20 protein-coding genes, 1 pseudogene and 1 riboswitch are annotated in these 22,045 nt (G+C 73.4%); of the genes and pseudogenes, 10 read left to right on the top strand and 11 right to left on the bottom strand.

Features of this window, described 5'->3' with window-relative positions; translation table 11 throughout:
* Window positions 1-118 precede the first annotated feature (118 nt).
* Complete coding sequence (locus ACFV2S_RS09480) at window positions 119-1,333, bottom strand: S8 family peptidase (RefSeq protein ID WP_385555784.1); 1,215 nt, start codon at window positions 1,331-1,333, stop codon at window positions 119-121.
* A 366-nt stretch (window positions 1,334-1,699) separates the two neighbouring features.
* On the opposite strand from ACFV2S_RS09480, the gene ACFV2S_RS09475 reads away from it, so the two are divergent.
* On the top strand, window positions 1,700-2,146 hold the full coding sequence (locus tag ACFV2S_RS09475; protein ID WP_385555782.1) for a nitroreductase family deazaflavin-dependent oxidoreductase: 447 nt from the start codon (window positions 1,700-1,702) through the stop codon (window positions 2,144-2,146).
* Window positions 2,147-2,174: 28 nt separating this feature from the next.
* On the opposite strand, the gene ACFV2S_RS09470 is transcribed toward ACFV2S_RS09475, so the two are convergent.
* Window positions 2,175-3,164, bottom strand: a complete 990-nt coding sequence (locus ACFV2S_RS09470) for a DMT family transporter (RefSeq protein WP_385555780.1) — start codon at window positions 3,162-3,164, stop codon at window positions 2,175-2,177.
* A 72-nt stretch (window positions 3,165-3,236) separates the two neighbouring features.
* Between ACFV2S_RS09470 and ACFV2S_RS09465 the strand changes: the two genes are divergently transcribed.
* Entirely contained in the window at window positions 3,237-4,148 is a 912-nt protein-coding gene (locus ACFV2S_RS09465; RefSeq protein ID WP_385555778.1) for a LysR substrate-binding domain-containing protein, read from the top strand.
* On the opposite strand, the gene ACFV2S_RS09460 is transcribed toward ACFV2S_RS09465, so the two are convergent.
* Both ACFV2S_RS09460 and ACFV2S_RS09455 read right to left on the bottom strand, forming a co-directional pair.
* Window positions 4,140-4,973, bottom strand: coding sequence for a ketose-bisphosphate aldolase (locus tag ACFV2S_RS09460; protein WP_385555776.1), 834 nt, complete (start codon window positions 4,971-4,973; stop codon window positions 4,140-4,142). The two genes, ACFV2S_RS09465 and ACFV2S_RS09460, sit on opposite strands and share 9 nt — an antisense overlap.
* Before the next feature lie 39 nt (window positions 4,974-5,012).
* On the bottom strand, window positions 5,013-5,936 hold the full coding sequence (locus tag ACFV2S_RS09455; RefSeq protein WP_385555774.1) for an SIS domain-containing protein: 924 nt from the start codon (window positions 5,934-5,936) through the stop codon (window positions 5,013-5,015).
* Between the two features lie 175 nt (window positions 5,937-6,111).
* Between ACFV2S_RS09455 and ACFV2S_RS09450 the strand changes: the two genes are divergently transcribed.
* Window positions 6,112-6,915, top strand: a complete 804-nt coding sequence (locus ACFV2S_RS09450; protein WP_385555772.1) for a DeoR/GlpR family DNA-binding transcription regulator — start codon at window positions 6,112-6,114, stop codon at window positions 6,913-6,915.
* Window positions 6,916-7,094: 179 nt separating this feature from the next.
* A complete protein-coding gene (locus ACFV2S_RS09445) occupies window positions 7,095-9,119 on the top strand; it encodes a phosphocholine-specific phospholipase C (protein WP_385555770.1) in 2,025 nt (674 codons plus the stop codon).
* Between the two features lie 94 nt (window positions 9,120-9,213).
* Here the strand turns inward: ACFV2S_RS09445 and ACFV2S_RS09440 are convergent, their stop codons facing one another.
* The gene (locus tag ACFV2S_RS09440; protein WP_385556241.1) at window positions 9,214-9,981 is read right to left on the bottom strand and encodes a dienelactone hydrolase family protein; all 768 of its coding nucleotides are present in this window, start codon (window positions 9,979-9,981) and stop codon (window positions 9,214-9,216) included.
* A gap of 122 nt (window positions 9,982-10,103) precedes the next feature.
* On the opposite strand from ACFV2S_RS09440, the gene ACFV2S_RS09435 reads away from it, so the two are divergent.
* Both ACFV2S_RS09435 and ACFV2S_RS09430 read left to right on the top strand, forming a co-directional pair.
* Window positions 10,104-10,562 carry a MarR family winged helix-turn-helix transcriptional regulator gene (locus ACFV2S_RS09435; RefSeq protein ID WP_385555768.1) on the top strand — a complete coding sequence of 153 codons (459 nt, stop codon included), beginning with the start codon at window positions 10,104-10,106 and terminating at the stop codon, window positions 10,560-10,562.
* Window positions 10,559-11,992 (top strand): MFS transporter, encoded by a 1,434-nt coding sequence (locus ACFV2S_RS09430; RefSeq protein WP_385555767.1) that lies wholly within the window; start codon window positions 10,559-10,561, stop codon window positions 11,990-11,992. Before ACFV2S_RS09435 ends, ACFV2S_RS09430 begins: the two co-directional genes overlap by 4 nt.
* A gap of 93 nt (window positions 11,993-12,085) precedes the next feature.
* On the opposite strand, the gene ACFV2S_RS09425 is transcribed toward ACFV2S_RS09430, so the two are convergent.
* Complete coding sequence (locus ACFV2S_RS09425; protein ID WP_385555765.1) at window positions 12,086-12,721, bottom strand: hypothetical protein; 636 nt, start codon at window positions 12,719-12,721, stop codon at window positions 12,086-12,088.
* Between the two features lie 320 nt (window positions 12,722-13,041).
* Window positions 13,042-13,225: riboswitch (cyclic di-AMP (ydaO/yuaA leader) on the top strand.
* A gap of 5 nt (window positions 13,226-13,230) precedes the next feature.
* On the opposite strand from ACFV2S_RS09425, the gene ACFV2S_RS09420 reads away from it, so the two are divergent.
* Complete coding sequence (locus tag ACFV2S_RS09420; RefSeq protein ID WP_385555763.1) at window positions 13,231-14,121, top strand: transglycosylase SLT domain-containing protein; 891 nt, start codon at window positions 13,231-13,233, stop codon at window positions 14,119-14,121.
* Here the strand turns inward: ACFV2S_RS09420 and ACFV2S_RS09415 are convergent.
* From ACFV2S_RS09415 to ACFV2S_RS09405, 3 genes are all read right to left on the bottom strand, one after another.
* Window positions 14,105-15,409 (bottom strand): phosphoribosyltransferase family protein, encoded by a 1,305-nt coding sequence (locus ACFV2S_RS09415; RefSeq protein ID WP_385555761.1) that lies wholly within the window; start codon window positions 15,407-15,409, stop codon window positions 14,105-14,107. The two genes, ACFV2S_RS09420 and ACFV2S_RS09415, sit on opposite strands and share 17 nt — an antisense overlap.
* Window positions 15,410-15,556: 147 nt before the next feature.
* Complete coding sequence (locus tag ACFV2S_RS09410) at window positions 15,557-16,153, bottom strand: hypothetical protein (RefSeq protein WP_385555759.1); 597 nt, start codon at window positions 16,151-16,153, stop codon at window positions 15,557-15,559.
* A gap of 149 nt (window positions 16,154-16,302) precedes the next feature.
* Complete coding sequence (locus tag ACFV2S_RS09405; protein ID WP_385555757.1) at window positions 16,303-17,067, bottom strand: alpha/beta fold hydrolase; 765 nt, start codon at window positions 17,065-17,067, stop codon at window positions 16,303-16,305.
* 223 nt (window positions 17,068-17,290) lie between these two features.
* Here ACFV2S_RS09405 and ACFV2S_RS09400 point away from each other — a divergent pair, with 223 nt between their 5' ends.
* The 3 genes from ACFV2S_RS09400 (at window position 17,291) to ACFV2S_RS09390 (ending at window position 21,154) form a co-directional block, all read left to right on the top strand.
* Complete coding sequence (locus ACFV2S_RS09400) at window positions 17,291-19,819, top strand: SpoIIE family protein phosphatase (protein WP_385555755.1); 2,529 nt, start codon at window positions 17,291-17,293, stop codon at window positions 19,817-19,819.
* A gap of 141 nt (window positions 19,820-19,960) precedes the next feature.
* Window positions 19,961-20,209, top strand: a complete 249-nt coding sequence (locus ACFV2S_RS09395) for a type B 50S ribosomal protein L31 (protein WP_189801085.1) — start codon at window positions 19,961-19,963, stop codon at window positions 20,207-20,209.
* Window positions 20,210-20,317: 108 nt separating this feature from the next.
* Window positions 20,318-21,154 (top strand): NAD(P)H-binding protein, encoded by an 837-nt coding sequence (locus ACFV2S_RS09390; protein WP_385555753.1) that lies wholly within the window; start codon window positions 20,318-20,320, stop codon window positions 21,152-21,154.
* Between the two features lie 106 nt (window positions 21,155-21,260).
* On the opposite strand, the gene ACFV2S_RS09385 is transcribed toward ACFV2S_RS09390, so the two are convergent.
* Window positions 21,261-21,764, bottom strand: coding sequence for a peptidylprolyl isomerase (locus tag ACFV2S_RS09385; protein WP_383799843.1), 504 nt, complete (start codon window positions 21,762-21,764; stop codon window positions 21,261-21,263).
* A 100-nt stretch (window positions 21,765-21,864) separates the two neighbouring features.
* Window positions 21,865-22,045: pseudogene (locus tag ACFV2S_RS09380) on the bottom strand (hypothetical protein); the annotation flags it as partial.

Genomic DNA, 22,045 nt, shown 5'->3' with positions numbered 1-22,045 from the left:
CCCCGCCGTGCCGCGGCGCGCCGCGCGGGCCGCGTGCGCCCCGCGCGCCCGCGCCCCCCCGCCCCCCGCGCCCCGCCCCCCGCGCCCCCCCCCCCCCCCCCCCGGCTTCCGTGCGCCGTTACGGGACGATCTTCAGGAGGCGGTTCGGGGAGCCGCTGCCCGGGCTGGTCACCTTGTTGGGCGTGGCGCCGTTGACCAGGGCCGTCGCGACCTGGGCCGGGCTGGCGGACGGGTGCCCGGCCAGGTAGACGGCGGCCGCGCCCGCCACGTGCGGGGTGGCCATGGAGGTGCCCGAGATGGTGTTGGTGGCGGTGTCGCTGGTGTTCCAGCCGGCGGTGATGGAGACGCCGGGGGCGAAGAGGTCGAGGACCGAGCCGTAGTTGGACCAGCTCGCCTTGGCGTCGGTGTTGCTCGTGGCTCCCACGGTGAGGGCGGCGGGGACGCGGGCGGGCGACGTGGAGGACGCGTTGGTGCCGGAGTTGCCGGCGGCGACCGCGTAGGTGACCCCGTCGGCGATGGAGTTCTTCACCGCGTTGTCGAGGGCGGTGGAGGCGCCGCCGCCGAGCGAGAGGTTGGCCACGGCGGGGGCGCCCGCCGTGTGGTGGGCGGTGACCCAGTCGATGCCCGCGATGACACCGGCGGTGGTGCCGGAGCCGTTGTTGTCGAGGACGCGGACGGCGACGATCTTGGCCGCCTTGGCCACGCCGTAGGTGGAGCCGGCGATGGTGGTCGCGACGTGCGTGCCGTGCCCGTTGCCGTCCTGCGCCACCGCGTCGCCGTCGACCGCGTCGTAGCCGTTCACGGCGCGCCCCGCGATCTCGGAGTGCGTGATCCGTACTCCGGTGTCGATGACGTAGGCGGTGACGCCGCCGCCGGCGCTGTCGGGGTACGTGTACGTGCCGGAGAGCGGCAGGTCCGCCTGGTCGATGCGGTCCAGGCCCCAGGGCGCGTTGGTCTGGGTCGCGTCGGCGCGGACGGTCCTGTTCTGCTCGACGGACGCGACGGCCGGGTCGGCGGCGAGGCGGCGGGCCTCGGTCGCACCGAGGGTGGCCGTGTAGCCGTTGAGGGCGGAGCCGAAGGTCTTGCGGACCGTGCCGCCGTATGCGGCTATCAGGTTCCTCCCGTCGGCGGAGGCGGCCTTGAAGCCCGCGCCCTGCTTGAGGGTGACGATGTAGCTGCCGGGGACCGCGTCGGCCGAGCCCGCCGCGAGGACGGTGCCCTCGGCCGGGGCGGCCTGGGCGGGGACGGCGGCGAAGGTGCCCAGCAGGGCGGCGGCGGTCGCGGCGGAAGCCGTCACGGCGAGGCGGGTCTTGCTGCTCTTGGGGAGTGCCATGGCGCGGGAGTCCTCCTCGTGGGTGTCGCGCCCGAAGGGTGGGGCGGCGCGACCGTGGGGGGGTGCACGTGGGGCCACGTACACGGTCGGGACCGGTGTGCCCGGTCCCTCTGTGCACAGCAGCCTGGCCTCTCCAGGGGCCTGCCTCAAGGAAGTTGGGGTCTTGTCATGCATCCGCCATACGCTTGCAATCGAAGCCCCCGAAATGGGCTCTCACCTGGCCGGATCGTGTGCTCCGATGGCCGGGAACCGGGCCGCCCCGGCTGCGCCACGCGCGCGCCCCGCGTCCCGTGGGGACGCGGGGGGTCGGATAGCGTCGGTGCGAGCGGGCCGGCCCCACCGGCCGCCGACGGAAAGGACGCCCCCATGCCCCTCGAAGGCGAGTACGAGCCCAGCACGACGACGTGGGTCCGCAACCAGGTCGAGTTGTACGAGTCGTCCGGCGGCACGAAGGGCACGACGATGCGGGGCATGCCCGTCGTTCTGGTCACGAACGTCGGCGCCCGGAGCGGCAAGCTCCGCAAGACCCCGCTGATGCGGGTGGAGCACGAGGGCGCGTACGCGCTCGTCGCGTCCAACGGCGGTGCGGTCAAGCACCCCGTCTGGTACCACAACCTGGTCGCCCACCCCCTGGTCGAGCTGAGGGACGAAACGCGGCTCTGGGACATGAGGACCCGTCTGGTCACGGGCGAGGAGCGCCGGGCGTGGTGGGAGCGGGCCGTCGCCGCGTTCCCGGACTACGCCGACTACCAGCTCAAGACGGACCGTGAGATCCCGCTCTTCGTCGCCGAACCGGTCGTCCAGGACGTGTAGGCGGCGGCGTCCCGGGGGGGGGCCTCGATCAGGAGACGTCGCCCTCCACGAGCGCCGCCCTCGCGTTGCGGACGGCGCGGCCCAGGACCCGGGCGCGCGGGGACGGCGGACCGGACGCCGGGCCGCCCGGTCCGTCCGTCGCGGTCCGACGGACCGGCTTCGTCCGCACCCGGGTCAGGCCCACGCCGACGAGGACGACCGCCATGCCCGTCAGGACCCGGACGGTCAGGGGCTCGTGGAGGACCAGGGCGCCCAGGGTCACGGAGACCACCGGGAGCAGGTAGCCGACGGTGGCGGCGCTGGTGGGGCCCTCCTCGGCGATCATGCGGTAGTTGAGGTGGAAGGTGAGCCCGGTGGCGAAGACGCCGAGGACGAGGACCGCGAGCAGTCCCGTCGCGGTCACCCGGGCCGGACCGCCCGCCGTCAGGGCGGGGGTGCTGAGGGCGGTCGCCGCGAGGAGCTGCGCGGCGGAGAGGGCCAGGGGCGCGGTGCCCCGGTCGGTGAGCCGGCGGGCCATGTACGCGAAGGCCGCCGCGTAGCTCATGGAGGCGCCGAGCAGGGCGAGCGCTCCCCAGGTCATCAGGCCGGGGCCGGCACTCCAGGGGGCGAAGATCAGCAGGACGCCGGCGAAGCCGAGGACGAGTCCGCCGAGCCGGGCGCGGCCCAGCGGGCGTTCCGTACCGAGGAAGAGGCCGATGAGGAGGGACCAGAGCGGTGTGGTGGCGTTCAGGACGCCCGCCACTCCGCTGTCGACGGTCTGTTCGCCGACCGAGAAGAGGAGGAACGGCAGGGCGTTGCAGAGGAGGGCGGCGATGAGGAGGCGGCCCCAGGTGCCGCGGTCCCGCGGCAGCCGCTGCCCGGCTCCGTACGCGAGCGCGAGGAGGACCGCCGCGCCCAGGAGGCAGCGGACGAAGGTGATCCACCCGGGGGTGAGGCCCTCGTTGAGCGAGATCTTGATCCAGAGGAAGCCGGAGCCCCAGAGCGCCGCCAGGACGCCCATGCGTATCGCCGAAGTCATGCCGTCCACGGTCCCGGCCCCCGGCCGACAGGACAAGCGAAGGTTCGTGCACCCGGCGTTAAGCTCTGCTACATGCTCGATGTGAGACGCATGCAGGTGCTCCGGGCCGTCGTCGCCAGCGGCTCCGTCACGGCCGCCGCCGGGCACCTCGGGTACACCCCTTCCGCCGTGAGTCAGCAGATCGCCGTCCTGGAGAAGGAGGCCGGGATCGCGCTGCTCGAACGCTTCGGCCGGGGCGTGCGGCCGACCGCCGCCGGACGGCTGCTCACCGAGCACGCCGCCCTCATCGGCCGTCAGGTCGCCGAGGCGGAGACGGCGCTCGCCGATCTCCGGGCGGGCCGGACCGGGCAGGTCTCGGTGCGCTACTTCGCCACGGCGGGCGCCGATCTGGTCGCACCGGCCCTGGCCCGCTTCCGTACGGAACACCCCGGCGTACGGGTCGACCTGAGGATCGCCGACGGTCCGCCCGACGAGGAGACGGACCTGACCCTGCTCGTACGTCCGCCGGGCGGTCCGGAGACGTCCGGTGACGGCCTCCGGCTCGTCCCGCTGGTCGACGACCCGTACCGTGCCGTCCTGCCCAGGGGCCACCGGCTCGCCGACCGCCGGGGGGCCGTGGACCTGGTGGATCTGGCGGCCGAGGCATGGGTGGGCAGCGAACGCCCGGGGCCCTGCCTCGACGCGGTCCTCGGCGCGTGCGCGGCGGCCGGGTTCAGCCCGGACATCGCGGTGGAGTGCGAGGAGTACGCGACCGCGCAGGGCTTCGTCGCGGCCGGTCTCGGCATCAGCCTGATCCCGCTGATGGGCCTCGGCAGCCGCCACCCGAACGTGGTGGTCCGCAAGGTCCGCGGTCCCGAGCCGGTCCGCGCGATCCACGCGGCGGTACGGGAGTCCTCGCTGGCCCTGCCCGCCGTGCGGGACCTCCTGACGGCGCTTCAGGAGGTCCGGACGGGCGGTGTCACGCGGTCGGGGCCGTCACGGTGACAGGACCGCCAGGAGGTGCGCGACCTCCCGGGCCACGGCCGCGCGGGCCGGGGTCAGGTAGTGGCGCGGGTCCACCGTGGCGGGGTGCTCGGCGAGGTGGGTGCGGACGGCCGCGGTGAAGGCCTTGTTCAGGTGGGTCGAGACGTTCACCTTGGTCATGCCCGCCGTGACCGCCTCGGTGAGGTGCGGGTCCGCGACCCCGGAGGAGCCGTGCAGGACGAGCGGGACGTCCACCGCGTCGCGCAGCCGGGCGATCAGCTCCAGGTCGAGGACGGCGTCGCGGGTCACCATCTGGTGGGAGCTGCCGACCGCGACGGCGAGGGCGTCGACGCCGGTGGCGGCGACGAAGGCACGGGCCTCCTCGGGGTCCGTGCGCACGCCCGGGGTGTGCGCGCCGCCCTTGCCGCCGACCTCGCCGAGTTCGGCCTCGACCCAGACGCCGTGGCGGTGGCAGTGCTCCACGACCTCACGGGTCGCGGCGACGTTCTCCGCGTACGGCAGCTTCGAGGCGTCGAACATGACCGAGCCCAGGCCGAGCGCGACGGCCTCGCGGACGAGGTCGGGGTTCTCGGCGTGGTCGAGGTGGACGGCGACGGGGACCTTCGCCGCGCGGGCGACGGCCAGGGAGGCGAGCGCGACCGGTTCCAGGGCGCCGTGGTAGCGGACGGTGTTCTCGCTGATCTGGAGGACGACGGCCCGGTCGGCGTTCTCGGCGCCGGTCACGATGGCCTGGGCGTGTTCGAGCTGGAGGACGTTGAACGCCCCCACTCCGGTGCCCGCGGCGCGGGCGCGGCGCACGATCTCGTCGGTGGGCGTCAGCGGCATGGTGCTTCTCCCGGGCGGTGGGCGGGTGCGGGGCGGCGGTCAGGCACGGACGTCGGTGAGGACGACGGAGCGGGTGAGGTTCCTGGGGGTGTCCGGGTTGAGCCCCTGGGCCTCGGCGACGGCGACGGCGAGCCGCTGGGCGCGGACGAGCTCGGCGAGCGGGTCGAGGTCGCTCTCGGCGAGGGTGCCGCCGACCTTGCGGACCTCGTCCGCGAGTCCGGCGGGCAGGGCGCCGAAGCCCCAGGCCACCCGGCCGGGGCCGGTGATGCTGATGGGGCCGTGGCGGTACTCCATCGCGGGGTACGCCTCGGTCCAGGCGCCGGCCGCCTCGCGCATCTTCAGGCCCGCCTCCAGGGCGAGTCCGTAGGTCCAGCCGGTTCCGAGGAAGGTGAACTGCTCGGCCCCGCGCACGCTGTCGTCGAGCGGGGAGGTGAGGGCCAGCTCGGCGTCGCGCGCGGCGTCCTCGACGGTGGCGAGCCCCTCCGGGAGGGCGTCCTCGGACTCCAGGTGCGCGCGGAAGAGGGCGAGCACGGTGGTCGCGAACCGGGTCTGGACGACGGACTCCTCGTCGGCGAAGTCGAGGACGGCGACCTCGTCGGCGAGGTCCATCACCGGGGTCGTGGGGTCGGCCGTGATCGCGCCGGTGGGCACGGTGCCGCGCAGCCGGGACAGGACGGCGAGGACCTCGCTGGTGGTGCCGGAGCGGGTGATGGCGACGACCCGGTCGTAGCGGCGGCCGTAGGGGAACTCGGAGGCGGCGAAGGCGTCGGTCTCGCCGTGGCCGCCGGACTCGCGCAGCTCCGCGTAGGCGAGGGCCATGAACCAGGAGGTGCCGCAGCCGATCACCGCGACCCGCTCGCCGCGCCGGGGCAGGGCCGCGACGTGCTGGGACAGGGTGCGGGCCGCCTGGCGCCAGGTCGCCGGCTGGGAAGCGATCTCCGCGGCGGTGCGGGTGGTGGTCATGCCGATCTCCTTGCAAGAAGAATGCGCAATGATGATGGAAGATGCTTGAAGACGCGCCTATTCAAGCAGAAACATGCATCTACTTTCCAGATCTCGCCCCTTCCGGCGGCTAGAATCGGACGCGCGCACGAGCGGGGTGGTCATGCCGGCGCAACCCCGGTGGAGGGAGGGACCCATGTCCAAGCACGAGCGGTGGAACACGCTTCTGGAGCTGCTCGCGGCCTCGGGGAAGCTGGAGGTGGAGGAGGCGGCGACCGCGCTCGACGTCTCCGCGGCCACGATCCGCCGGGACCTCGACGAGCTCGCCGAGCAGCAGCTGCTCGTACGGACGCGGGGCGGGGCGGTGGTGCACGGCGTCTCGTACGAGCTCCCGCTGCGGTACAAGTCGACGCGGCACGCGCCGGAGAAGCGGCGGATCGCGGAGGCGGTGGCGGACCTGGTGGCGCCCGGCGACGTGGTCGGGCTCAACGGCGGCACGACGACGACGGAGGTGGCGCGGGCGCTCGCACTGCGGTTCGCGAGCGGCCGGACGGAGGCGCCGGGCGCGGCGGCGGCCGGGCCCGCGCTGACCGTCGTGACCAACGCGCTGAACATCGCGGGCGAGCTCGCGGTGCGTCCGCAGATCAAGATCGTCACGACGGGCGGTGTCGCCCGCCCCCAGACCTACGAGCTGGTGGGGCCGCTGACGGTCGGCGTGCTCAACGAGGTCGTGCTCGACGTGGTGGTCCTCGGGGTGGACGGCGTCGACCCCGAGCTCGGCGTGATGGCCCACCAGGAGGACGAGGCGAGCATCAGCCGGCTCTTCGCGGAGCGGGCGAGCCGGGTCGTCGTGGTGACCGACTCCTCGAAGATGGGCCGCCGGGCGTTCGCCCGGATCTGCGGCCTGGACCGGATCGACCTGCTGGTGACCGACACGGGCATCGCCCCCGAGACGGTGGCGCAGCTCACGGAAGCCGGAGTGAAGGTCCTCACCGTCTGACGCGGAGAACCCCGTCGGGCGACTCATTGGTCTGAAGTCGGACCAATTCGGGAGCCCGTACTGCAAGGTCTTGGCATGTTCACACAGTAATTACCGCGCGGCTGTATACCTTTAAGCTCCCCTCCCCCATCATGTCTCCGACGTGCCGCTGGGGCACACCGTGACAGGAGAGGCGGGGCATGATTCCCATCAGCCGCAGAGGTTTCGTCGGGATCGGCGCGGGGCTCATGGCGGGGGCCGCGCTGCCGCCGGTCCAGGCGTCGGCCGCCGCGAGCACCGCGACCGGCACCCTCACGGACGTCAAGCACGTGGTGATCCTCATGCAGGAGAACCGCAGCTTCGACCACTACTTCGGCACCCTGCGCGGCGTACGGGGCTTCGGCGACCGCGCCGCGGGCAACCTGCCCGGCGGCTGGGGCATGTTCAACCAGCCCAACTGGGGCGGCCGCCAGTACCCCTGGAAGCTCAGCGACACCCCGGCCGCCGGCGGCGTCGACGGCGAGACCCTGGCCCAGTGCAACGGCGACCTGCCGCACAGCTGGACCTCGCAGCACGCCGCGTGGAACAAGGGGCGCCTCGACAACTGGGTCACGGGCGTGGGCAACACCCGCTCGCTCGGCCACCTGGCCCGCGGCGACATCCCCTTCCACCACGCGCTCGCCGACCAGTACACGATCTGCGACGCCTACTTCTGCTCGACGCTGAGCGCCACCGGCCCCAACCGCACGTTCCTGTGGAGCGGAAAGATCGACGGCTCCAGCAAGGACGGGGGCGACGAGTCGGGCCTCACCTGGGAGACCTACGCCGAGGCACTCCAGCGCGCCGGGGTGAGCTGGAAGGTCTACCAGAACGCCCAGGACAACTACGGCGACAACGGCCTCGCCTACTTCAAGAAGTTCACCGACGCGCGCCCCGGGGACCCGCTGTACGACCGCGGCATGGGCTCGGTCCCGAAGGTGACCGGCTCGACGCCGGACGACATCGCCGCGGCGATCCGCGCCGACGTCGTCGCGGGCACCCTGCCGCAGGTGTCGTGGGTGGTCGCGAACGAGGCCTTCTCCGAGCACCCGTACGCACCGCCCGGGGACGGCGCCCACTTCGTCGACCTCGTCTACCGCGCGCTGGCCGCGAACGCCGAGGTCTTCGACTCCACGGTGCTGTTCCTCAACTACGACGAGAACGACGGCTTCTTCGACCACGTGCCGCCGCCGGTCGCCCCGCCGGGAACCGCGGGCGAGTACCTGGACGGCGTCCCGATCGGCCTGGGCTTCCGCGTCCCCATGCTTGTCATGTCCCCGTGGACGCGCGGTGGCTGGGTGAGCTCCGAGGTCTTCGACCACACGTCGGTGCTGCGCTTCATGGAGACCTGGACGGCGGCGCTCGGCACCCCGGCGACCTGTCCGAACATCAGCGCCTGGCGCCGGAAGGTCACGGGCGACCTGACCGGTGTCTTCGACTTCGCCCACCCGGTGTACGGGGTTCCGGCCGGCCTCCCGTCCACGGCGAAGGTGATCGGGCAGGCCACCTGCGGCCCGCTGCCGAACCCGGCGCCGCAGAACAACGCGCTGCCGGCGCAGGAGTCCGGCACCCGCCCGGCACGCGCCCTGCCGTACCAGGTGAACGGCAACCTCGACCGCTTCGAGTTCGGCGCCGCGGGCAAGATCCTGGCCTGGTTCTCGATGACCAACCAGGGCGCGGAGGCCAGGCGGTCGGCGCACTTCTCGATCCATCCGCACCAGTACCGGGACACCGCCGCCTGGCAGTACACCGTCGACCCCGGCGACACGGCCACGGACTTCTTCAACATCGGCCTGGGATCGGGTTCGGGGAAGTACGACATCTCGATGATGGGCCCCAACCGCTTCCTGCGCCGGTTCATCGGGGACGCCTCCAAGGCGGGCAAGGCCGTCGAGGTGGCCGCGCGGTACGCACCCGAGTCGGGGACGGGCAAGACCGCTCTGTGGTTCAGGATGACCAACACCTCGGCCGGGCCGGTCACCTTCACCATCCGCTCGAACGCCTACCGCTCGGACGGTCCGTGGACGTACACGGTGCCGGCGAACTCCAGCCGCGAGGACTACTTCAACGCGGTGGCGTACAACGGCGGCTGGTACGACTTCACGATCCTCGCCGACATCGACGGGACCTGGTCGCGCCGGTACACCGGCCACATCGAGAACGGAGCCGCGAGCGTCAGCGGCTGACCTCCGCCCCCACCGGCCGGGCGGCGGCCTTCCGGTCGCCGCCCGCCTTCGCCCGCGGCGGCGTACGGCGCGGTCGCGTCCGGGGACGTGCCCGTCAGTGCCCGGGGCCGGTCTCCTCACCTGAGTCACGGCCCGGGTCCTCCGCCACGGGCAGGCACTCGTCGAGGAGACCCACGACGTCGCGCCAGGCTCGCTGCGCGTGCCGCGGGTGGTAGCCGACGCCGGGGACCATGGGGTGGTCGACCGTCGGGTGGTGGAAGGCGTGCAAGGCTCCGCCGTAGACCGTGAGGCGCCAGTCGACGTCCGCGGCCCGCATCTCGGCGATGAACGCGTCCCGCTGCGCGGGCGCCATGATCGGGTCTTCCGACCCGACCCCGGTCCAGACCGGGCAGCGAATGCGCGCCGCCTCGCCCGGTCGGCCCGTGGTCAGTGCGTTGACCGTCCCGATCGCGCGCACGCCGACGCCGGCGCGTCCGAGTTCCAGACCGATGGCACCGCCCGTGCCGTAGCCGACAGCGGCGATCCGCTCGGGGTCGGTGCGCGGTTCGGCCCGCAACACGTCGAGCGCCGCGAGGCCGATGCCTCGCATCCGCTCGGGATCGGCGAGCAGCGGCAGGCAGCGGGACAGCATCTCCTCCGGATCGTCCAGATAGCGCCCGCCATGGAGGTCGAAGGCCAGCGCCACGTACCCCAGCTCGGCGAGCGCGTCGGCCCTGCGGCGCTCGACGTCGCTGAGCCCCGTGCCCTCCGGTCCGAGCAGCACCGCGGGCCGGCGGTCGGCACCGGCCGGGAGCGCGAGGTGCCCGATCATGGTCAAACCGTCGGCCGGATACTCGACCGTACGCGTCGTCACCGTCGTCATCGTCGTCGTCATGGGACGTGACGGTAGTGAGCGGCGAGCCCGGTCCGGCGGGTGTTCCGCCGCCGGCGGAACGGCGCGGCCATTTCCATAAACTCTGAATATAAAGACGCTATGCTTTGAGCGTGAGTCGTCAAGACACCGCCCCCGGCGCGTCCGCCGCCATCGGGGCAGCCCTCTACGGCCTGGCCACCAGGGCCACGAGACGCCTGCCCCGGGACATGAGCCTCACGTCCGCCGCCACCCTGGCCACCCTGGACCGGACCGGCCCGCGGCGCATCACCGATCTGGCCGCGGTCGAGGGCGTCACCCAGCCCGCGATGACCACCCTGGTCCGCGTGCTCGAGGAGTCCGGCCTGGTCGAGCGGCGGGGCGACGCGTCGGACAGACGGGTCACGCTGGTGTGCCTGACCGAGGCCGGCGCCTCCTACGTCCGGACGCGGCGCCAGGCGGGCGTCCACGCGTTCGAGCGGTTGATCGGCGAACTCACCGAAGACGAGGTCGAGGCGCTCGTGGCCGCCCTCCCGGCGCTGAAGCACCTGTCAGAGCTCGAAGGCCGGGACCGCGAAGGCCCGAAGCAGTGACCGGGCAGCCGGCCGGCGGGGGCACGGTGAAGGCCCTCCCCGTGGCGCGCTCCGAGGCGCGGCCGCTGGTCCCCGCCCTGATGTTCATCGCTCTGGTCGTGGCGGCGGTCGCCAGCCTGGGGACGCCGCTCATCACCAGCGTGGCGACCTCGTTCCACGTCTCGCTCGGCAGCGCGCAGTGGACGCTGACCGTCGCGCTGCTCAGCGGCGCCGTCGCCACGCCGGTCCTGGGCCGGCTCGGTGCCGGCCGGCACCGGCGCGCCACGATCCTCACCACACTGGCGGTGGTCGTCGCCGGCAGCGCGCTCACCGTGCTGCCGCTGCCCTTCGGGTGGCTGCTGGCCGGCAGGGCCGCCCAGGGCGTCGGGCTCGGGCTGACGGCGCTGATGATGGGCGTGGCCCGGGACCACCTCCCCGAGGAACGCGGGGCGGCCGTGATCGCCCTGATCTCGGTGGTCTCGGTCATCGGGGCCGGCGTCGGCTACCCGCTGGCCGCACTGCTCGCCGAACTCGGCGGGGTACGGGCCGCCTACGGCCTCGGCCTGGCCGTCACCGCCGCCGCCCTCCTGACCGCGTGGCGCTCCATGCCCGAGGCGCCCGAGGGCCGCTCCGCCCCCGTGGACGTGGCAGGCGCGGTCGTCCTGGCCGCCGCGCTGGTCCTGGTGCTGCTGCTCGCCGGCGAGCGGGATCTGTGGAGCCGGCACCTCGCGGTGGCGGCGGGCCTCGCCGTCGTCGCGGTGGTGCTGCTCTGCGTCTGGGCCGTCGTCGAGCTGCGCAGCACGACGCCCCTGGTCGACGTGCGGGCGGTACGGCACCCGGCGGTCGCCGGGGCGAACCTCGCCATGTTCGTCGGCGGGATCGGCATGTACCTCCTGCTCACGCTCCTCACCCGGTACGCGCAGACGCCACCCGGCGCCGGCTACGGCTTCGGGCTCACCACCTTCGTCGCCGGGCTGGTCCTCATCCCGTTCTCGGTTCTGGGGTTCGTCGCCGGCAAGCTCACGCCGCGGGTCCGGACGCGGATCGCCGACCCCCTGCTCCTGGCCGGCAGCGCCGTCGTGGTCGGCGGCGGGTTCGCCCTGTTCGCGGCGGCCCGGTCGGACCCGGCCGAACTGTTCGCGGCGATGGGCGTGCTCGGCTTCGGCGTCGGCGGGTTCTCGGCCGTGATGCCCGGCGTCATCCTGGCCGTCACGCCCCGGAGCGAGACGTCGAGCGCCATGAGCTTCCACTACGTCGTCCGCAGTGTCGGGTACTCCCTGGGCAGCGCCGTCGGCGGGATGGTCCTCGCCGCGGGCACCGGCCCCGGCCGGCTCTTCCCCGACGACGGCGCCTACACCACCGCGGCGCTGGTCGGCATCGGCGCCATGGCGATCACGGCCCTGACGAGCCTCGCTCTCGCACGCCGGCGCTCCCCCGAGACCCACCCGTGAGCCGGACGCACGCGTCCCCGCACGGGAGGTCCCCTGCCCGACGGTTACCGGGGCTGCGTCTGCCGCACGGCGGGAACGGGCGCGACCGTGTGGTCAGCGCCCGGCGTGCGCCGCCCGGCGGACCGTGGCGTCGAGAAGCGCCACCGCGTCGTCGGCCGTACGGCCGGGCGCCCGGTTCCACGGTCCGATCAGGCCGTGCCACCCGCGTGACCTGAGCTCGGCCATGATCCACGCGGCCGCCTCGTGCATGGTGTCCGCGCCGCCGTAGCCGAGACGGTGGGCCGCGAGGAGAGCGCCGCAGACGCACCGTGCCCCACGGGCGTCGCGCAGCTTGTACGGGGCGTTCTGCCAGCCCCACTCCGTCAGCACCAGGCGCGCGTAGCCGAGGTGCACGGAGGGCCGCAGCTCGGCCTGGCCGACGCGGCGCCAGGAGTGCAGCCGGTCCGGGAGCACGGCCCCCAGCCGGCCGGGGAGGCGGCGCTCACCGGGGAGCTCCGGCGGCAGGGCGGCGAGGGCGTCCGCCACGAGCCGGTCCACCGGCACGCTGAGCAGCTCCCGCCAGCCCTCCCCGGCCGGCGGCGATTCCGCGGGGGCGGTCCACTCCGTGACGATCCGCTGCCAGGTGACGCTCTCGAAGAGGGCGGCGGCCTCGCGGTCGAGGCTGTCGGGGCTGAGGAGAGAGGTGGAGGGCGGCATGGAGGCGGCTCCCGGGTCGACTTCCCCCATCATTCAAGAAGAATGTCTGTTTTGCCACTTTTACGCCCACTCGGAGAGTCGTCCACCCGGGCACCCCACCTCGCCTATTTCACCCCTATTTACCCAGCACGGAATTAAAGCTCAATTCGGACATTGCGCCCCGGGTGACGCGACTCACTCATCGGCCCCCGCCCCGTCCCGGCACCTCGGCCCACCCCGTACCGGGCAAGGAAGTTCAACGGTCTCCCGGCGGCATCGATCTTGAATTCCATGAATTCCGTGATCCATTTACCGATACCCGGCACCCGTTCCCCTTGTTATCGATCGCGTGCCTGGCCTACGGTCACCTCCATTCGAGCGGAACGCCCAATCCTGCCGCCGCTCGGTAAAACTCCCTTTCACCCGACGGCAGGAGCGGGGGACCCACGAATACGCCGGTCCGGATTCCGGAGCGGCTCGGGGTGCAGCCGCGTGCGCGCGGCCGGACATCTCCCGTCCGAACCCGACAGCTCACCCCGCAGGCGCCGGAGAGGAAACCCGTCATGCCTGCTCTCGGTAAGCACCGCCGTCCCCGTCTCGGCCACGTCTCCCGCGGCCTCGCCCTGGTCGGCACCGGTGGCGTCGCCCTGACCCTGCCGCTCATCGCCCCGGCCGTCGCCGGCGCCGCGCCCCTGTCCGGCGCCCCGCAGACCGCCGTCGAGGCCCCCGCGGCTCCCGCCGCGACGATCACGGTCAAGGCCCCCGCGGCCCCGGCCGCCGCGCGTACGTACACCGTCGTGAGTGGCGACTCGCTTTCCCTGATCGCCCAGAAGAAGGGAATTCAGGGCGGCTGGAAGAGCCTTTACCACGCAAACAAGAGCGTCGTGGGTGACAATCCGTCACTCATTCGCCCCGGTCTTGAACTGACGATTCGTCGGGATTCCGTGAAGGTGGCCGTCCCCGCCGAGGCCAAGGCGAAGAAGTCCGCCACGAACGAGCGGGCGAGCCGCTCCGAGCGCCGCGCCGCCACCCCTGCCGTCGCCACCGGGACGGGTTCCTCCGCCGCCGCGGCCGCTCCGGCCGTCGCCGTCCCCTCCGCCGTCAAGGCGGCCCCGATCGCCGCCACCAACTACGCCGACAACCTCGACGGCTGGATCCGCGAGTCGCTGGCCATCATGGGCCAGCGGGGCATCCCCGGGTCCTACGACGGGATCTACCGCAACGTCATGCGCGAGTCCTCCGGAAACCCCCAGGCCATCAACCTCTGGGACTCCAACGCGGTCGCCGGAACCCCCTCGAAGGGCCTCCTCCAGGTCATCCAGCCGACCTTCCTGGCCTACCACGTGCCCGGCACGTCCATGGACCTGTTCGACCCGGTCGCCAACATCACCGCCGCCTGCAACTACGCGGCCGACCGCTACGGCTCCATCGACAACGTCAACTCGGCGTACTGATCTCCCGCCGCCGGAAGTGCCCGGCGAACCAGGAGGTGGCGAGTTCCGCCACCTCCTCCAGGGCGCCCGGCTCCTCGAAGAGGTGCCCGGCGCCCCCCACCACGGCGAGCCGGTTCTCACAGCGCAGCAGCGCCAGGGCCCGCCGGTTGAGGTCCAGGACCAGCGCGTCCGCGCCGCCCACCACCAGGAGCGTCGGGGCACGCACCCGGGCCAGGTGCTCGGCCGCCAGGTCCGGCCGGCCGCCGCGCGAGACGACGGCACTCACCGGGGACGCGGGGTCGCCCGCCGCCCACAGCGCGGCGGCGGCGCCCGTGCTCGCGCCGAAGTAGCCGAGCGGGAGCCCGGTGCTCCCGGGCCGCGCGGCCAGCCACTCCGTGGCCCCGGCGAGCCGCCCGGCGAGGAGCGGGGTGTCGAACACATGGGCCCGGTCGGTCGCCTCCGCCTCGGTCAGCAGGTCGAAGAGCAGCGTCCCCAGACCCGCCCGGTTGAGCGCCGCGGCGACCGCCCGGTTCCTGGGGCTGTGGCGGCTGCTGCCGCTGCCGTGCGCGAACAGGACGATGCCACCCGCGTCCTCGGGCACCGCGAGCCGCCCGCCGAGGGCGACGCCACCGACCGGGATCCTGACGTCCGTGTCCTGGACGACGGGGACACGCGCGGTCCTGATCCGCTCCAGACACGCGATGACCTCGGCGTCGGGGGTCTGCGAGAAGTCCCGGTAGAACTGCCCGATCGCGAAGAAGAGCTCCGGCGCGTGCACGCTGACGGTCTCGTCGGCCTCCCCGCCGAGGCGGGCCGTCCAGCCGCGCGGTGCCACCGGGACGGCGAGGACGATCCGGGCGGCGCCCCGGGCCCGGACGACCCGGCAGGCCGCCAGCGCCGTGGCCCCCGTGGCCAGCCCGTCGTCGACCACGACGACCGTCCGCCCGTCGAGCGGCACGGACGCCCTGCTGCCCCGGTAGCGGAGGGCGCGCTGGTCGAGCTCCGCGTGCTCCCGCTCCTCCACCGCCGCGATGGCGCGGTCGTCGACGCGTGTCTCACGGATCACCCGCTCGTTGAGGACGCGCACGCCTCCCTCCCCGAGCGCCCCCATCGCGAGCTCCGGCTGGTGGGGCACCCCGAGCTTCCGCACGAGACAGATGTCGAGCGGTGCGTCGAGGGCCTCGGCGACCTCCACCGCCACCGGCACGCCACCCCGTGGGAGCCCGAGGACCACGACGTCATGGTCCTTGAGGTGGCCGAGCCGGGCGGCGAGCTGCCGCCCCGCGTCCGTGCGATCGCTGAAGAACATGGTTCCGCCGCCCTTCCGCCTGCGCGGCTGGGGCCCGGGGAGGGACGGCGTGCCCCGCCCCCTGCCCGTCTCTCCAGGGTAGACGGGTCCCCGGCCCGGGCCGGGGGACCGCTCGGTCCCAGGCGGAGCGGCTCCGTACCGTGCGGGTCAGCGGGACTGCAGGGCGTCGAGGGCCACGGTCTGGGCTATCGCCAGGCGCCGGTCGAGCTCGGGGTCGGCTATGTCGAGCACGTACCGGTCCCGGATCCCGAACCGCTTGTCGACCGACATGACGGGCCGCTCCCCCTCGGTGAAGTCGAAGTGGTACGGCACGGCGAACGGGAGGAAGTCCGTGAAGGGCAGGAACTCCCAGGCCCTGCGCAGCAGCGCCACGGTCTCGTTCCGCTCCTGGCCGGTGACCTCCGCCGCCCCGCCCTCCCGGCTCAGGTGCCAGGTGCTGCGCAGCAGGGAGGCACCGAAGTTCTTGCGGAAGGAGCCCAGTCGGGTGCCGGAGGCTCCGACCACGTCGTACGTCGCGCCGAGGTCGATGACCTGACGGGCCTTGAAGGTGAAGAGGACCTGACGCCTGGACTCGTCGGTGTAGAAGGTGACGTGCTCCTTGAGGGCCATCCTCTTCTGGTGGGCGAAGGCGACGAGTTCGCCCTCGCCGCCGTCCGGGCCGACGGTGTGCACCAGGTAGCGGTTGGCCATGGGCGTGACCTTCTGCCGGACGAGAAAGCGGTGCTGCGACTGCGCGAGGCCCATCGGTGGTGCTCCTGCCGGTCGTGGACGGTCCGTGGAAGACCGTCTCCTGAGGTCGAGAGCACGATGATCCGACGCCGGGGAGCCCCGGCGCAGTCCTCGAAAGTCGTCGGTTGCGTCGACCTTCGGCTGAGACCGGGGCCCTGCGCTCCTCAGGCGCCGAGGAAGGCCTCGATCGCCTCCGCGAGGGCCTGCGGGGTCTCCTCGGGGGCGTAGTGGCCCGCGTCCTTCAGGACTTCGAGGCGCGCGTTGGGGTACCAGCGCAGCCAGGTGGCCTCCATCGCCTCGGTGCCGAGCGCGGGGTCGTGGGCGCCGACCACGAGCAGGACGGGGACCGGGTTGTCACGGACGCGCTCGTGGAAGTCCGCGCGGGACCAGGAGTCCAGGTAGGCGCGGAAGGCCGTCGCGGAGGAGCGGGTGACGGAGCGTTCGACGAGCGCGCTCAGCCAGGCCTCGTCGTAGCGTCCGCCGGTGGTGTTGTCGATGATCGCGCGCCGGTTGGCCGGTTCGTCGGCGGCGCCCGCGAAGAGCTCCCAGGTGTCCCCGTCGAGGGGGAAGCCGGCGGCGGAGACCGGTGAGACGCCGATGATCGAGCGGACGCGGTCCGGGGCGTCGAGGAGCATGAGCTGGGCCGCCTTGCCGCCCATCGAGTGCCCGATGACGGAGAACGACTCCCAGCCGAGGTCGTCGGCGACCGCGAGGGCGTCGGCCGCGACCTCCTCCATGGTGTACGCGCCCGCGTGGTCGAGGGCGTCCCCGTATCCCCGGCAGTCGACGAAGGCGTACGAGCCGACGGCACCGTCCAGGTGGGCGCGGAGCGGGGCGAAGCTGGTGCGGTCGCCGAACCAGTTGTGCAGCACGAGGGCCCTCCCGGGCCCCTCGCCGTGTACGTCGTACGGAAGAACCTGGCCCGTCATCGTGCCCCCTGCTCGCGAGGTCGCGCCGCCGCACGCCGACGGCGACGGTCGACGACCGAGTGTGACGGTGAGGACGCGTGGGGTCAACACCGTCGCCCGGGCGCGCGGGAGCGCGTCGGGGGCCGGACGTACCGGCCGTCCGGGTCCGGCCCGGGTGCCGGACCCGGACGGGCCCCGCGGGTCCGGGATGCGGGTCCTTTCGGGGCGGGGGCATGCTGGCTGTGTGACCTCGCACGGCGCGTCCGGCCCCGGCCCGGCGGGCGGCACCGGGTTTCCGTCCGGGAACGGAGCCGACGACGGGCCCGCTTCCGGTGCGCTGACCTGGGCCCTCGCGGAGACGGCCCTCTCCGCGGTGGAGGAGGTCGGCGGCTACGCGGGCGGGGTGTACCTGCGCTCCGGCACCCCGGGGCTGCTGCGGATGGCCGTTCTGGTGGGGCTGCCCGGGCCGCTGTTCCGCCCGTGGACGCGGATGCACGCGAACCGGCCGTTCCCCATCGCCGAGGTGCACCGCTCGGGGCAGGCCGTCCACCTCGCGGACGTCGAGGAGGCCATGCGGCGGTTCCCGCAGCTGGTGGCGAGCCTGCCGTTCCCCTTCGCCTCGCTGTACGCGCCCGTGGTCGCCGCCCGTGAACGCTTCGGCGTGCTCGTGGCGCTGCGGGCACCGACCCCGGGAGTCCCGGTGAACGGGCCGGACCGGAACAGGATGACCCGGGGCGCGCTCCACCTCGGCGAGACCCTGGCCGAGCTCTCCCGGCAGGGCGTGCGGGTCGAATGGCCCGGCGACCCGGTGTGCGTGCAGCTGCCCACCGGTTCCGGACCGCCGGTCCGCTTCGGCTCCTTCAGCTGGGACCTGGACTCGGGCACGGTCACGATGGACGACGGACTGCTCGCCATCCTGGGGGCGGGAATCGTCTCGCCCTGCTCGATCGAGGTCCTGACGTCCCTGCTCGATCCCGAGGACGGCTACGCGCTGTGGGCGGCGGCCCGGCGGGCCACCGGCTCGGACGGGCGGCCGGAGGTCCGCAGGATCCGCCTCAAGGGCCCGGACGGCGGCCTGCACCTCCTGGAGGTGTCGGCACGGGCCCGCCGGGCGGCGGAGAACGGCTTCCCCGGGGGCGGGCGGCTCGAAGGCAGGCTCGTGGACCTCGGTACGGGTCTGGTCGGCTCCGACGCCACGGACCGGCTGCCCCGCGCGATCCTGGCCGTCGACCGGCTGGGCCGCGTCACGTACGTCAACGAGCGCACCGAACGCCTGCTGGGCCGTCCGCGCACGGTACTCGCGGGGCGGACCCTGTGGGAGGCCCTGCCCTGGTTCGGCCATCCCTTCCACGAGGAGCAGCTGCGCGCCGCCCTGCTCTCCGGCGAGCCCGTCCACTTCCTGGCCCAACCCGAGCGGGGCCGCTGGCTGTCGGTGTCGCTCCACCCCGGCCGGGACGGGGTGACGATGGTGCTGGTCCCGGAGGACGAGCCGGCTCCGCTCGTACCGGCGGGGGCGAGCGCGCAGCGGGCGGAACACGTCCTGTCCTCGCCCGGCGACCGGGCGGCGGCGCTGTACCGGCCGGTGGCGCTGGCGATCGCCCTCTCCGAGGCGGTGACGGCCCGCCAGGTGTCGGCGGTGGTGACGGAGGAACTGCTGCCCGCGTTCGGCGGCCGGCAGCTGGCGATCTACCTGCTGAGCGACCGGCGGCTCTATCTGGCCTGGGAGACGGGCTTCCCGACGGGGTTCCTCGAACCCTTCGACGGGGTGGCCCTGGACGCCCATGTGCCGGGCGTGGAGACCCTGACGACCGGAAGGCCGCTCTTCTTCGAGTCCATGGAGCAGCTGGGCCGGGCGTATCCGGACCTGCCGATGGACGCGCACTCCGGCGCGCGCGCCTTCCTCCCGCTGATCGCCTCGGGCCGGCCGGTGGGCTCCTGCATCCTCGGTTTCGACACGCCGCGCGGCTTCAGCCCGGAGGAGCGGACCGTCCTCACGGCGCTCGCGGGGCTCATCGCACAGGCCCTGGAGCGGGCGCAGCGGTACGACACGGAGTCGGCGGTCGCGCGCGGACTGCAGGACGCGCTGCTCCCGCACCGCCTTCCGGTGCGGGACGGGGTGGACACAGTGGGCCGCTATCTGCCGGGAACGCAGGGCATGGACGTGGGCGGCGACTGGTACGACGTGATCGAGACGGGCCACGGGCGGCTCGCCCTGGTGATCGGTGACGTGCAGGGTCACGGTGTGGCGGCCGCGGCCACCATGGGGCAGCTGCGCAGCGCCGTCCGGGCGTTCGCGCTGGGCGGCGCTCGGCCGCAGGACGTGATGCGGGGCACCAACCGGCTTCTGATCGACCTCGACCCCGGCCAGTTCGCGAGCTGCTGCTACGTCCTGCTCGACCCGGACACGGGCGAGGCGCGGGCGGTGCGGGCGGGGCATCCGCAGCCGCTGCTGCGGCAGGCGGACGGGACGACGCGGCAGGTGGAGCTGGCGGGCGGGATGGTCCTCGGCGTGGACGAGCGGGCCTCGTACCCGGTGACGCGGCTGCGTCTGGCGCCGGGGGCCGTGCTCGCGCTGTTCACGGACGGTCTGGTGGAGCAGCCGGGCAAGGACATCGACGAGGGGATCGCGCGGCTGGGCGGCGCCTTCGCCGCGACGGGTTCGCTGTCGCTCACCGACGCGGCCGACCGTCTGATCCGGGAGGCGCGGGCGGCCACGTCCCGGCCGGACGACATCGCGCTGCTGCTCGCGGCGCGGTGGGCGGACAGCCGCTGAGCCGTCCGGGCAGCGGGCGCCGCCCCGGGCGCGTCACCCGGTCGGGCCCGTGGCGCTGGTCGGGGGCCGTGCGCGCGGGGAGGCTGGGGATGCCGTGCCGATCAGGCCGGACGAGCCAGGGCGGTAGCCCGAGGAGGACACGTGCAGCAGGACAAGCAGCCCGAGTACGGCCCCGTGGTGTTCCGTGACCGCTCGGCGGGGTACGCGTTTCTGACCCGGTCCACGGCGACCAGCGAGCGGACCATCGAGTGGGACGACGGGAACACGTACCCCGTGATCGACGTCGAGATCTCCTCCGAGAGCCACCCGTTCTACACGGGCACGGCGCGGACGGTGGACTCCGAGGGCCGGATCGCCAAGTTCCAGCGCCGTTTCGGCGAGGAGGACTGACGTCTCTTCGAAACTGGCCAGGAGATGGCCAGTTCGCCTTCCAGGATGAGGTCACGAAGACGGCGGGGCGCTCGCGCTCCGCCACGGACTCCCTGGAGGGGAACAGCTGTGATCGTGGTGACCGGAGCGACCGGTAACGTCGGACGACCGCTGGTGGAGCTGCTGGCCGCGGCCGGCGAGGACGTCACGGCGGTGAGCCGCCGCCCCGCCGAGGGGCTGCCCGCCGGCGTGGCGCACCGGCGCGGGGATCTGGCCGATGTCGACGGCCTCAAGGGCCTGTTCGAGGGTGCCGAGGCCGTGTATCTGCTGGTGGCGGGCCTCGGGGACGAGCTGCGTCCGCGCGAGATCGTGGCGGCGGCGGTGGCCTGCGGGGTGCGGCGGATCGTGTTCCAGTCCTCGCAGTTGGTGGGGACGCGGACCGATTCGGTGTCGCACGAGATCCTGCGGGCGTTCGAGGCGGCGGTACGGGAGTCGGGCGTCGCGTGGACGGTGCTGCGGCCCGGCGGTTTCGCGTCCAACGCCTTCCTCTGGGCCGGGCCGGTGCGTTCCGGCCGTACCGTGGCGGCCCCGTTCGGCGAGGTGGCGCTGCCCGTGGTGGACCCGGCGGACATCGCCGAGGTCGCGGCCGCCGCGCTGCGGGACCCGGCGCACGCCGGGCGGACGTACGTCCTGACCGGCCCGGTCGCGGTCTCACCGCGTGATCAGGTGCGGGCGCTGGCCGACGCGCTGGGCGCTCCGGTGGAGTTCGTGGCGCAGAGCGCGGACGAGGCCCGGGCGCAGCTGGTGCGGTTCCTGCCGGAGGAGGCCGTCGACGGGATGCTGTCGGTGACGGGCGCGCCGCTCGCCGACGAGCGGCGGGTGAGCCCCGACGTGGAACGGGTGCTGGGGCGGGCGCCCCGGTCCTTCTCGGCGTGGGCGGAACGGAACGTGTCCGCCTTCGCCTGAGGATCACACGGCGGAGGCGGGGGCGCGTGTCGATGGACCGCGCTCCCCGCCCCGGCCGGGTGGGTGAGTGAGGGCTGCGGGCCCTCCGCTCAGGTCGGGAAGGCGATCAGGCCTTCACGATGCCGGACTCGGCGACCTTGACGGCGGCCTTGGGGGCGCCGGAGGGGGAACCGAGGGACTCGATCTTCTTGACCAGGTCCTGGCCCTCGACGACCTCGCCGAAGACGACGTGCTTGCCGTCGAGCCAGTCGGTGACGATCGTGGTGATGAAGAACTGCGAGCCGTTGGTGTTCTTGCCGGCGTTGGCCATCGAGAGCAGGAACGGGCGGTCGTGCTTCAGCTTGAAGTTCTCGTCCTCGAACTTCTCGCCGTAGATGCTCTTGCCGCCGGTGCCGTTGCCCCGGGTGAAGTCGCCGCCCTGGAGCATGAACTGCGGGATGACGCGGTGGAACGGGGAGCCGGCGTAGCCGAAGCCGTGCACGCCGGTGGCGAGCTCGCGGAAGTTCGTCGCCGTCTTCGGGACGACGTCGTCGTACAGCTTGAAGACGATGCGGCCCGCGGGCTCGTCGTTGATCGTGATGTCGAAGTAAACGTTGCTGTTGTCGCTCATGAGGACATCCTGTCATTAGTCACGCACGGCGCGCGCACGGGCCGCCTCCTCCCGGGTCACGGCGTGCCGGTGCCCCGCGTTCCGGCGGGGAACGCGGGGCACCCTCGCCCTTGCGGGCGTCGGTGCCGGTGCGGGCCTTGTCGTACAGCGGGTTGCCGGGATGGGCGCCGCGGTAGTTGTTGAAGTACAGCAGCGAGTTGTCGCCGTAGTTGCCCCGTTAGGCGTCGGCTATCCAGCCCCATGTGCCGTTCGCGTCCAGTCCGTCGCCGACGTCCTGGTAC

The organism is Streptomyces sp. NPDC059695 (assembly GCF_042733785.1).
GTDB lineage: Bacteria > Actinomycetota > Actinomycetes > Streptomycetales > Streptomycetaceae > Streptomyces.
The sequence above is the reverse complement of the archived record's forward strand: the minus strand, read 5'-3'. Positions and strand labels throughout refer to the sequence as shown.

Bases quoted from the DNA above. Each gene is read 5' to 3' on its own strand.
- ACFV2S_RS09480 (WP_385555784.1), bottom strand. From the start codon at position 1,333: ATGGCACTCCCCAAGAGCAGCAAGACCCGCCTCGCCGTGACGGCTTCC.
- ACFV2S_RS09475 (WP_385555782.1), top strand. From the start codon at position 1,700: ATGCCCCTCGAAGGCGAGTACGAGCCCAGCACGACGACGTGGGTCCGC.
- ACFV2S_RS09470 (WP_385555780.1), bottom strand. From the start codon at position 3,164: ATGACTTCGGCGATACGCATGGGCGTCCTGGCGGCGCTCTGGGGCTCC.
- ACFV2S_RS09465 (WP_385555778.1), top strand. From the start codon at position 3,237: ATGCTCGATGTGAGACGCATGCAGGTGCTCCGGGCCGTCGTCGCCAGC.
- ACFV2S_RS09460 (WP_385555776.1), bottom strand. From the start codon at position 4,973: ATGCCGCTGACGCCCACCGACGAGATCGTGCGCCGCGCCCGCGCCGCG.
- ACFV2S_RS09455 (WP_385555774.1), bottom strand. From the start codon at position 5,936: ATGACCACCACCCGCACCGCCGCGGAGATCGCTTCCCAGCCGGCGACC.
- ACFV2S_RS09450 (WP_385555772.1), top strand. From the start codon at position 6,112: ATGTCCAAGCACGAGCGGTGGAACACGCTTCTGGAGCTGCTCGCGGCC.
- ACFV2S_RS09445 (WP_385555770.1), top strand. From the start codon at position 7,095: ATGATTCCCATCAGCCGCAGAGGTTTCGTCGGGATCGGCGCGGGGCTC.
- ACFV2S_RS09440 (WP_385556241.1), bottom strand. From the start codon at position 9,981: ATGACGACGGTGACGACGCGTACGGTCGAGTATCCGGCCGACGGTTTG.
- ACFV2S_RS09425 (WP_385555765.1), bottom strand. From the start codon at position 12,721: ATGATGGGGGAAGTCGACCCGGGAGCCGCCTCCATGCCGCCCTCCACC.
- ACFV2S_RS09420 (WP_385555763.1), top strand. From the start codon at position 13,231: ATGCCTGCTCTCGGTAAGCACCGCCGTCCCCGTCTCGGCCACGTCTCC.
- ACFV2S_RS09415 (WP_385555761.1), bottom strand. From the start codon at position 15,409: ATGTTCTTCAGCGATCGCACGGACGCGGGGCGGCAGCTCGCCGCCCGG.
- ACFV2S_RS09410 (WP_385555759.1), bottom strand. From the start codon at position 16,153: ATGGGCCTCGCGCAGTCGCAGCACCGCTTTCTCGTCCGGCAGAAGGTC.
- ACFV2S_RS09405 (WP_385555757.1), bottom strand. From the start codon at position 17,067: ATGACGGGCCAGGTTCTTCCGTACGACGTACACGGCGAGGGGCCCGGG.
- ACFV2S_RS09385 (WP_383799843.1), bottom strand. From the start codon at position 21,764: ATGAGCGACAACAGCAACGTTTACTTCGACATCACGATCAACGACGAG.